Below are 11100 nucleotides of genomic sequence, written 5' to 3'. Positions count from 1 at the left end.
TATATTTTAAATATCATTTGATTACTGTTTGTCAAGGGCGGCTACGGTGGACTTAGTATAATTCCACTGGTTTATCCCAGTATTATCCATAACATTAGTTTTTCATAGAACTTTTTACATTACCTAATATTATTAACATGAACTTTATGTCATGTTAACCACAGTATAACATAATTGTCGAAATTGTGTAAAAAAATAAATTAAAAGTGATAAAAATACGCTAAAAATATGTCTAAAAATGCAATTAGGTGTTAGTTGTTAAGGGTATAATGAATATTTGTTCAGCTAAAATAATAGAAAAACGTTAACAACAAACGAAACAAAAGAATATAGTTACGTATATTCACTTTTGTTATTTGTAAAACGAGAAGTATATATGATATTATATAAAAAAGTCTTGTAAGGAGGTGAATTGTAATTTAAAATAGTATATTAAAATATTGTTTTTTATAGGGTTAATAAGTGGAAATATTGAGAGAAAATTTGGGAGTTAGTACTTGAAGGAGGCATATATGTATAAAAAAAATTATATGATTTTTTCGATAATAATACTATTAATAATAAGTAATGTTATTTTTGCATATTTTAGTTTTGATTATAAGTCAAAGTATAAAGAAAATTCAAAAAGTAATATTGATAAAATATATATACTAACGGGGCAAAATTCCAAATGGAAGTTTGAAGATGGAATATTGGCTTTGGGCCCCTATAAAAAAATTTTTTCTGGTGAAGCTCTAGAATATATTGGTGATGAGAAATTACATACTGATTATTTAGAAGTTAAGGTTGAGATAAAAGAGCAAAATACTGATAAAACTATAGAAAGTATTTTTGATGTAATTGAAGATGGTAGTGATATTAATAAAAATATCTTGAAGTCTAATAAGATTTTTTTAGGGAAATCTGTTTCAACAATGAAAAGAGCGAGAGAGCATATATATAATTTTAATTTAGATAATTATATTAGTATGAAAATAAAATATTCCATAGAGGGTAAAGAAGTAATAGATACACTTAGACTTAAAACCAAAATCATAAATGAGCTGTAAAAAAATAGAAAAACATATTAATTGAGTTATAACTAATACTAGGAATTGACTTTCCTAGTATTTAATTTTTATACAATGATAATATAAAATTAAAATATGTTAGTATTATAGACAAGTTATTAAATACCTACTATAAATATTAAGAGTTTTTTCGCCTTTTATCCGCCACTATACAGACATAGCTTCTGCTATGTCATGTGTAACCATAAGGGCAGTTTTACCTTCTTTCTTTAATATGGTACCTATTTCGTCAGCTATAGCCAATCGAGTTTGATAATCTAGAGCAGAAAAGGGTTCATCTAAAAGTAGGATTTCAGGTTCTATGGCTAGGGTTCTTATTAATGCAACCCGTTGCCTCATGCCACCGGATAATTGATTAGGATAATTATTTTTAAAGTCTTCTAGTCCGTATGTATCTAGAAGTTTTTCTGCAAACTTTTTCTTTTCATCAGTTACCTTATCTTGTATTTCCAGTCCTATTAAAACATTCCCCATTATAGTTCGCCATTCAAATAGATGGTCTCTTTGAAACATATATCCTATATCTTTGTTGGTACCATTGACTTTTTTATCATTTATAAACACTTCACCTTTAGAAGGATTAACAAGCCCTGCTATTATAGATAATAGTGTAGACTTACCACATCCACTGGGGCCTACTATTGTAATGATATCTCCTTTATTAACATCTAAATCTATATTTTTAAGGGTTTCGATCTCTCCATCTAGGGTATGGTAGGTCATGCTAATATTCCTAATTTTCATAATAGATTGTGACTCCATGTATATGCCTCCTTTCTAAAAAAACAGGTACATAATTTATAATATTCCTAAGGAGGATAAGGTGTGATACCATCTTTGCTATATAACGGGAATCTCAAAGCATTAGGTCTATTGGTCAATTAAACTTTTTATTTTTTCTAAATCAAAACCTTCTGGGTTAATATAAACATCGTCGTCATCCATAAGAGTAAGATATTTTTCAGATATTATAGTGAAATTCATAAAACCAGTAAAATAATATTTTCTAGGATTATTTCTGTATGTATTATTAACCGAATTAATAAAAATTTTTCGGACTTTAATTTTAGAAAAGTAATCATAAAGGGCATCTATTTTATCTTTATCATCGATGTCTATCTTATATATAAGTCTATCATCAACTGATGCATCTACCCCAATTATACTAAGAGAATCCATATCATTAAAATATGCATCATATTTTTCTAAGACGGTAGTTATTTTCTTTGGTGTAAACTGTAATATCACATATATAATTACAATAGAAAAAACAATAAGAGCTATAGGTTTTGAACTTTTCTTTTTCATCTTTACCTCCGTTCTTCTTGGTCTTATTCCATATAAGTAATATTTATAAGTAGAAACACGTGGAAATATTTAATTTTTGAACTATATTTTGTTATTCAAATATACTATAGTTCCATTATAATTTTAAACAAATACAGTAAAGCTATAATAGTTATAATAACTACGGCTGCATCTTTTTTACTAGGGTCTTTATGATTATATTGCTTTCTAATATAAATGAATAAATTATAAAAATATAATACATATAATAAAGCGGTGAAAATATTGTTTATAAGCATATATTCTGTAGTAATACTATTTCTTAATGGGTTTATTGCTAAAAAGGTAAGAAGTATATTATTAAAATTGTTTGATTTTTTTAAAAAAGTGTATATACAAACATAAAGTATTAATAAAACAGGTATTATTATATTAAATACTATATCTAGATACATATAAATATTCAACTCCTATAAGGTACTTATTAACAAGTAGAGAATATATTCCAATAAAATGTACTCTTGTTAATAAAGTAGTTTGGTACTCTACACAACTACTTGAATTTTCTTTATGTGAAGTATCTATATAAGGATAATCGTGCTAAATAACTACAGAAACAAACTCTCTTTTACCATAACTATAAAAAGAAAATTATTGTTACAGAATAATGAGAAATATAATGAAGTCAATTAAAATATAAAAATAGTAGTCTCCTTATATAATTGGTAATTAACCCTAAAAGTATCTATTTATTAAAGTTTATCATGTCCATAATATAACTTATGTATAAAGATGCAAACTAAAGATTACCTTAGATTACATTTTAAACACAAACAACTACTAAGTCAACATAAATGGAAAAAAAGAATACAATTGGCTCCTTGTAGTTACAAAAGGGCTTACAAGAAATTGAATTTAAAATTAAATATATGATATATAATTTTAAATTGCAAATACTAAGCAAAAGTAATATCGGAGGAGTAGACATGAAAAAGGAAGTTGTTTCGGAGAAGCAAGGGATATGTTTAATAACTTTATTTATTGTAGCAGAGACATTTGTTCTAACCAGAGGCATGGAAGCAAAACAAGATTTTTGGATAGCTATAATGTTGGGAATAATTATGTCCGTACCATATATGCTGATTTTTGCCAAATTACATAGTCTATATCCACGAAAAGACCTATTTGATATAAATGAAAATATCTTTGGGAAGATCTTAGGGAAAATACTTAATTTTCTATTAGTTTACTATGTTGCAACTAATATGATGTCTGTTATGAGTGTATTTAATAATTTTATTGTTACTGTATCTCTTACTGAGACTCCAATAGCAATAACATATGTGATATTAATATTATTATGCATATATGGTGTGAAATCTGGGGTTTCATCACCTTCAACCAATTCTAAACAGAGGAGTTAGACCAGTTCTTGAAGGTGGGATACTGACTGTTTTATTTCCTTTAACAGAAACTGTTACATTTGTTATGATATTTGCAACATTAAAAGAAAATACTTCTTTTAAAAAAGTTTATTTACTTGGATTAATATTTGGTGGTGGCCTAATGCTAATTTTAGCATTATCTGAAGTGTTAGCATTAGGGGTTAATCAAACTTTGACTCACTATTTTCCAGGATATCAAACTTTTGCAAGGGTATCTGTAGGTGGAACAATCGATAGGTTAGAAATAATATCAGGGATTACGTTTATAATAGGAGGCTTCATAAAAATAAGTGTTTTGTTACTTGCAATTAGCAGAGGAACGGCAAAGATATTTAATTTAAAAAATTATAGAAATATAGTAACTTCCATAGGATTGCTTGTTGCTAATCTTTCATATGTTTTTTATAAAAGCACAATGGTTATGTTTCAATGGATTGCTGATTATTGGGGATATTTTGCCGTTCCCTTTGAACTTATAATGCCGGTACTATTATATGTAATTGTTAAAATAAAACGGAGAATGATAGTGTTCAGTAAAGATTAATTTTTGAATTAAATAGAAAATAAGTAAAGTTGTAGAGATAAGGAGTAATAAAAATAGAAAATATGTTAAATTTCTTAGTTTTTTTAGGTGTCACATTATAAATTAGTTTGTTTTTAAAATTAAATTTCAATAGATTATTTAAGAAAGGGATGCATTATATTGGTGAATAGGCTATAATTATGTTAAAAATAGGGAGGCGATGGTTATGGTTAAATATTATGATATTCCATTTGAACAAATAGGGGGTATTAAAGAACTTTGGGAAAAAAATAGACAGTATCACGAGAATACCTCAAAACACTTTAAGGAAATATATCAGTTTATTAGATTTGATGAAAAAGCTAAGTCTTTTAGTGGATTTCCTAAAGATAAGTTAAAAATAACTGTTGCTGAAAAAGATAATCAATATGTAGGATACTGCATATCAACAATCCGTGGCGACAAAGGGGAGGTGGAATCACTACATGTAGATAGTGAAAGTAGAAGAATGGGAATAGGAAGAGAGCTTATGAATAGACATATTAAATGGCTTAGAGAAAAGAGCTCTAAAGTCATCGGAGTCACCGTTTCCCAAGAAAATGATTCTACCATATCTTTTTATAAAAAACTTGGATTTTATCCGAATACATTATATATGCAGATGAAATAGTAAGGTTAAAGGTTGTTTATCTTTTGAGATATTATGGGAAGCTGGAAGTAAAATACGAAGGTGTATTGAGAAATATTAAAATAAAAAAGAATTCCTATGGACTTGCACAAAAAACTTTTAACCTAATATACTTATTATTAGGTTAAAAGTTTTTTATGCAAGTTAAAATATAACAACAAAGCATTTGACATACATTATATTATATGTTAAAATTTAGGCAGTGAAAAATATGCCGAGGCTGGTGACCTCGACATATGGTGTTTAAATGAGATTTGAAAAAGTCATTGATGTTGTTTTTCAGCGTCCATGGCTTTTTCTTCTTTTTGGAAATATTCAGTTTTAGTTTCAAACTTGAATTTTCCTGTTTTAAAAGATATGTTAAACTTTTTTGTTCGAGAATTACTGTTTATTATTTTTACGAAAACTATTATAGATATTAAAAAAATAAGTGTAAGTATTATTTTTAATAAGGACTCTTCCACAATCTCACCCCCCTTCTATTGTATATGTTTTGATATCAAAACATATACAATAGAAGGGGGAGGCTCACACCAAAGCCTAAACACATAATGTTAGTTTTATTAACATTATTGTTAGTTACATTTTAACATATAAAGGAAAATAATACAACCTGTGGTATATAAAAAATATATTAATTTTTTTACTTGACTAGGAACATATGTTCTGGTAGAATGAATATAAGAAATATTTGGTAGGTGATTTTATGATTGAACATGAATTAAAATATTCACTTGACAATAATAAAGTAATATCTATCATATATATGAAGGATATGGATATAAGTCAAAGAAGGATACAAGTTCTAAAATTAGAAAAAGAGACAGTTAAGGCTATAGATATTGACAAAGGAGCTATTCGGACTTTTAAAACAGATAGGATTCTATCGGCCATGAATTTAAAAATAGTTTCAGAAAAATATAGTAAAAGGGGATATGGGGTCTGTTTATCTAATAGGCAAAGGGGATGAGATTATGCTTACGCAAAACCAAGTAAAAGTGTTAAGAATGATTATAAACTATTTAGGGGAGAATGAGATTGGTCCCACTAATGAAGAAATAGAAAAACGTTTAAATGTCAATTGGTCATCTGAAGTATGTGAATATATGGATAAACTTGAGAGGTTAGGATGTATAATTAGAGATGATAGAATGCCAAGATCCATAGTTGTTACAGATGAAGGGAAAAAACTAGTTAAGCTGTTGGATATATAGATATTTTTCTAAAAAATTGACATATTTTGGGCATTGATATTCTTATAGGGGGATTTATAATCCCCCTAACCAATCAACTAGAAAAAGCCATATCTTATTATTCACTTAAAATTATATTTATCTTACCCTCCAATTCCTTTAGTCTATTTTCTATTTCTTCATCACTATAATCTTCATCAGCAAAAACGATATCAAAGTATGCTTTATATAATTTATCCTGTACAACTTCATTATTAATAATTGATCTATAGGCAACTTTAACATTGTTATCATTTATATATTTAATGGCTTTATTTCTTATCTTTAATATACTATTAAATTCCTCTTCACCTAATCCTAATTGGGCAGGATCTATTATTGAACTATCTATATTTTCTAATACTGGACCTGTAATAGCAGTTTTTTCTATTAACTTACGTTGTACTTCATTACTTAATAAATAATCTAAAAATTTAATACTATTATCTATATTTTCTCCTTTTTTATTAACAATGAATCCTTCAATGAAAATAAGTTCATTTTCTCTTTGACTATAATGCTTTGATACAGTACTTATGGGTATAAGCTTCACATTAAATTCTCTTCTGTATCTTTCGTAAAAGGTATCAAATGCTTGTAATGAATTGAAAGAACTTAAGTATAATTGATTTTCTTCATTTATGTTATTTTTAAAAAAATTATAAAGGGTTTGTTTTTCATTAGATTTAGGATCGAAGAAAAGATTATTATAGTTAGAATAATTATAGTTATCTATTGTAGGATATTTTTCCTTTAATAAATAATCCCTCATATCCTTTAGATCATTAGTAATAGACTTAATATCAAGACTCATTTTATTATTAGACATACGTATATTATTTTTAATACTCTTAGAGAATTTAAAATTATAGTCAGATATTATGTTTTTAGATTCGGGAAAGTGTTTTTCATATTCATTAGTGGATTCAAGATAACTATTCATAGTTATTTTATTATTGGGAATTTCAATAGATAAGTCTTCCATGATATCTTTATTTAAAATTTGACCATCAACATAGGAAGAAAAAGGGACTATGTGTCTATCTTTTAGGGTTTTTATAATATTTTTTAGGTTTGGTATCTTGTCAGTTATATCTAAGGCTAAACCCTGGTTAACTATCGGAGTTGGAGAGTATTCAGGAACCCATGAAGAGACATAAATTAAGTCAAAACCTTTATCGGAAAACAACTTTGAATTTCTTTTTTTTATATAGTCATCTTCGTTGGCAGTTTTAATGGTATCGATAGTTATTTTAATATTCTCTTTCTTTTCAAAGGATTTAGCCTGATCTTTTATAAAGTCAGTTTTGGTATAAAAATTACTCATAATGTCACCGGAGTTTAATTGATAATATTCAGGTAGTTCAGGCATCAATATAGTTATTTCTTTTTTATCTTCTTCTGATATATTATTTGTAGTCTCTTCTTTGGAATCTGAGCATCCTACAAAACTGAATAACACAGCTGTAACTAGACATAATAAAGCTACTTTTTTCATACTACATTCCTCCCTATAATATAGTTATATAGAAATATTATACCATAACATCAATAATTTACATTGTTGAAATTTAAATAAATTCTTTGGATTATACTTGATAGGGTATAGATAAATATATAAAATATAATTATATTAACTTAAATCAGAGTGGGGGACTTTATATGGGAAGAGCAGAAAAATTTTTACAAATATATAATGATTTTGATAGAGAAGTAAAAAGGATATTAAGTGTAAGTGTCCATATGCCTCATAATAAGGCTTTAAACATAATAGCCAAACGTAATAAACTAGTACAGAAGAACTTAGATATTTTAAAGAGTTACTCAAGACTTAGGAACTCCATAGTTCATGAAACAATAACAGGGGCAGAGAGGGCCATTGCAGAACCTCTACCTGAAGTTGTAGAAAACTATGAAAACATTTTAAATAGGCTTAAAAATCCATTAACTGCTTATGATATATGTACATATCGACAAAAGTTGTTAGTTGCCACATCAAACAATCTCGCAATAGATATAATGAATGCCATGAAGGAAATGTTAATAACTAGGGTACCTATTATAAAAGATGATAGGGTTGTTGGAGTGTTTAATGGAAATACACTGATATATTATATGATAAATAAAAAAAATCCCATAATAACAGAAGAAACTACAATAAAAGACTTTATGGAATATGCTACCCTTGATACATATAGAAAGGAAAACTTTGATTTTGTTGCCACAGATACAACTGTGTTTGAAATAGAAGAATTATTTAGACGAGAAAATGAAAATAACCATAAATTAATAGCTCTATTTATAACCTCTGACGGTAGCCAAAAGGGAAAATTATTAGGAATGGTAACAGAATGGGACTTATATAATAAGACTAAATAGCAAAATAGCAGATGGAGTACTCCATCTGCTACAATTATCTTTATCATACTCAAGGGGGATTGAGTAGGGGATATATATATAATAACATAAAATTGTGTCTAAGTTGTTAATAAAATATGAAGAATTATGTCATATTTATAACATTCTATTATTTTCCATAATTAATAATATCCTTTACAACTTCAGAAGCTATAATAAGTCCTGCTACAGAAGGGACAAAGGATACACTTCCAGGGATTTGTCTTCTTTCTACACAGGTTCTATCCTTATTTGGACAAATACAGTCACTTTTACAATCTCCACCTACATTAAGGGGTGTAAGAGGTTTTTCCTTAGAATATACTACCTTAAGTTTTTTTATATTTCTTCTTTTAAGCTCCCTTCTCATAACTCTAGCCAATGGACAAACTGATGTTTTAAATATATCAGAAACCTCAAGCATTGTTGGGTTTAATTTATTACCAGCACCCATACTACTCATAATAGGAATATTTTTTCGGTTACATCTCTCGATTAAATCAAGTTTTGAAGAAACCATATCTATAGCATCCACAATATAATCATAATCATGATTAAGAAGTTTTTCAGCACTATCGGTATTATACAACTCCTTATATACAGTTATATTGGCATTTGGATTAATGGATAAAATTCTATCCTTCATAACATCAACCTTTGATTTACCAACGGTTTTTCTTGTTGCGTGGATTTGTCTATTTATATTGGTCAGGCAAATATCATCATCATCAATTAAAACAAAGTTACCTACACCACTTCTAGCCAAACCTTCAGCAGTAAAGGTTCCAACACCACCTATGCCAAATATACCAACTGTGCTTTCTTTTAATTTATTTAATCCTTCAGTACCTATTAGCATCTCTGTTCTCGAAAATTCATGTAGCATAGTGACACCCTTTCAAAATATAATTTTATTCCGGTAAAAATAAGACTACCACAGTTTTATAATGAGGTCAATAATATAAGTATCTATAAATATTTAGAATACTATACTATAATATTTATAGGATTAAAGTAATATAGATAAATAGTTAGGTTCTACTTATTAAATTATCAATGATACTACGTAAAGTAGATTTGGGTTCATTTAAGGCTTAATATTAATTTGAAAGAGGAGTAATAGCAATGGTAGATATAAAACTAATTACGTTTATAACTGTAGCTAAAACTAAAAACTTTACAAAGGCGGCAAATATATTAAATATAACTCAACCTGCCATATCTCAGCATATAAAGGCATTGGAGAATTATTATGGTGTAAAAGTTTTATGTAAAAAAGGAAGAAATATGGAACTAACTGAGGAAGGGCTACTACTTTATAAATATGCCAAAAAAATAGATCGATTAAGTAAGTTAGTGGAAAATCAACTTAAAAATAAAAAGTCAATAGTTAAAAAATATAATATAGGTGCCACATTGACCATAGGTGGATATGTACTACCTAAAATAATAGGAGATTATAGAAAGGAAAATGAAAATATAGATATTTTACTGCATGTAAATAATACGGAAAAAATAATAGAAAAACTATATAATGGTACCATAGACTTTGGAATAATAGAGGGCCCCTTTAATAAAACTAAGATAAATTATAATAGGTTTAAATATGACCAATTAGTTTTAGCGGTATCATCAAAACATAAATTTGCCAATAGAAAGTCTGTAAATATAGAAGAGGTATTAGAGGATAAGTTAATATTAAGGGAACATGGTTCGGGAACAAGGCAAGTATTTGAAAATCATCTTCTAAAATCAGGTTATAGTCTCGATGATATAGATATCTATATGGAAATAGGAAATATAACTGCTCTTATATCATTGGTGAAATCAAACTTAGGGGTGACTATTATATCGAAGGAAGCCATAAAGTCATCTATTGAAAGTGGGAGCATAAAATCTGTGGACATAGAAGATTTTGATATTATTAGAGAGTTTAATTTTATATATTTAGATGATGTATGTGGAGATTTTAGGGATGATTTTATTGGATTTTGTAAAAGAGAATTGATATAAATTATTAATTGATTACGACTTAAATATTATAGAAAATACTATATTTTATTATATGAAAAATGTAATAAATGTCTCTTTGAACTAATATCTATAATTATAGATGAAAATTAAAGGGGGATTACAAATGGCAAAAAATTATAGGGGAAGACATATAAAGAAGAGCGAAGGTTGGAGAGGTACATGCCCTATTTGTAAAAGAACAGGTGTTAAAGTTTTATGGGATAGTACTGATAAGGAAGGAAACGAGATAAAGGTATGTAAGAGATGTAGTAAGAAATAGTGGGGAAAAAGAAGTCATAATTTTATGGCTTCTTTTTGTATGTGTGCCCAGCATGGACACAGTCTATAGGGTGAAAGTCCCGAACACCGAAGGTGATATAGGTGCTAGCTGAAGACAAGGGTGTCCACCGTGAGGTGGAATCTGAAGGAAGTCGGCGGCAAAATC

The 11100-nt window shown here is 27.8% G+C and carries 12 protein-coding genes and 1 pseudogene; 8 read left to right on the top strand and 5 right to left on the bottom strand.

The genetic code is table 11. The features are described from left to right. Positions 1-512: 512 nt before the first annotated feature. The gene (locus V6137_RS19450) at positions 513-1049 is read left to right on the top strand and encodes a hypothetical protein (RefSeq protein WP_425449627.1); all 537 of its coding nucleotides are present in this window, start codon (positions 513-515) and stop codon (positions 1047-1049) included. Between the two features lie 168 nt (positions 1050-1217). Here the strand turns inward: V6137_RS19450 and V6137_RS19445 are convergent, their stop codons facing one another. Further along, a complete protein-coding gene (locus tag V6137_RS19445; protein WP_425449626.1) occupies positions 1218-1832 on the bottom strand; it encodes an ABC transporter ATP-binding protein in 615 nt (204 codons plus the stop codon). A 108-nt stretch (positions 1833-1940) separates the two neighbouring features. Beyond that, positions 1941-2378, bottom strand: coding sequence for a hypothetical protein (locus V6137_RS19440; RefSeq protein WP_425449625.1), 438 nt, complete (start codon positions 2376-2378; stop codon positions 1941-1943). Positions 2379-3286: 908 nt separating this feature from the next. On the opposite strand from V6137_RS19440, the pseudogene V6137_RS19435 reads away from it, so the two are divergent. Then, positions 3287-4346, top strand: a pseudogene (locus V6137_RS19435) (GerAB/ArcD/ProY family transporter). A 205-nt stretch (positions 4347-4551) separates the two neighbouring features. After that, entirely contained in the window at positions 4552-4995 is a 444-nt protein-coding gene (locus V6137_RS19430; RefSeq protein WP_425449624.1) for a GNAT family N-acetyltransferase, read from the top strand. A 281-nt stretch (positions 4996-5276) separates the two neighbouring features. Here the strand turns inward: V6137_RS19430 and V6137_RS19425 are convergent, their stop codons facing one another. Further along, positions 5277-5477: a hypothetical protein gene (locus V6137_RS19425; RefSeq protein WP_425449623.1), complete on the bottom strand. Its 201-nt coding sequence runs from the start codon at positions 5475-5477 to the stop codon at positions 5277-5279. 242 nt (positions 5478-5719) lie between these two features. On the opposite strand from V6137_RS19425, the gene V6137_RS19420 reads away from it, so the two are divergent. Continuing rightward, complete coding sequence (locus V6137_RS19420) at positions 5720-5983, top strand: hypothetical protein (RefSeq protein WP_425449622.1); 264 nt, start codon at positions 5720-5722, stop codon at positions 5981-5983. 4 nt (positions 5984-5987) lie between these two features. Beyond that, positions 5988-6227: a LexA family protein gene (locus tag V6137_RS19415; RefSeq protein ID WP_425449621.1), complete on the top strand. Its 240-nt coding sequence runs from the start codon at positions 5988-5990 to the stop codon at positions 6225-6227. A gap of 97 nt (positions 6228-6324) precedes the next feature. Here the strand turns inward: V6137_RS19415 and V6137_RS19410 are convergent, their stop codons facing one another. Continuing rightward, complete coding sequence (locus tag V6137_RS19410) at positions 6325-7743, bottom strand: hypothetical protein (protein ID WP_425449620.1); 1419 nt, start codon at positions 7741-7743, stop codon at positions 6325-6327. A gap of 164 nt (positions 7744-7907) precedes the next feature. On the opposite strand from V6137_RS19410, the gene V6137_RS19405 reads away from it, so the two are divergent. After that, positions 7908-8624, top strand: coding sequence for a CBS domain-containing protein (locus V6137_RS19405; protein WP_425449619.1), 717 nt, complete (start codon positions 7908-7910; stop codon positions 8622-8624). A gap of 148 nt (positions 8625-8772) precedes the next feature. Here V6137_RS19405 and V6137_RS19400 read toward each other — a convergent pair whose 3' ends face one another. Continuing rightward, positions 8773-9528, bottom strand: coding sequence for a tRNA threonylcarbamoyladenosine dehydratase (locus V6137_RS19400; RefSeq protein WP_425449618.1), 756 nt, complete (start codon positions 9526-9528; stop codon positions 8773-8775). A gap of 239 nt (positions 9529-9767) precedes the next feature. On the opposite strand from V6137_RS19400, the gene V6137_RS19395 reads away from it, so the two are divergent. Together V6137_RS19395 and V6137_RS19390 are read left to right on the top strand one after the other, a co-directional pair. Continuing rightward, positions 9768-10655, top strand: coding sequence for a LysR family transcriptional regulator (locus V6137_RS19395; RefSeq protein ID WP_425449617.1), 888 nt, complete (start codon positions 9768-9770; stop codon positions 10653-10655). A 124-nt stretch (positions 10656-10779) separates the two neighbouring features. Next, positions 10780-10935 carry a hypothetical protein gene (locus tag V6137_RS19390; RefSeq protein ID WP_425449616.1) on the top strand — a complete coding sequence of 52 codons (156 nt, stop codon included), beginning with the start codon at positions 10780-10782 and terminating at the stop codon, positions 10933-10935. Positions 10936-11100 lie beyond the last annotated feature (165 nt).

Source organism: Dethiothermospora halolimnae (assembly GCF_037577855.1).
Lineage (GTDB): Bacteria > Bacillota > Clostridia > Tissierellales > VENL01 > Dethiothermospora > Dethiothermospora halolimnae.
The sequence above is the reverse complement of the archived record's forward strand: the minus strand, read 5'-3'. Positions and strand labels throughout refer to the sequence as shown.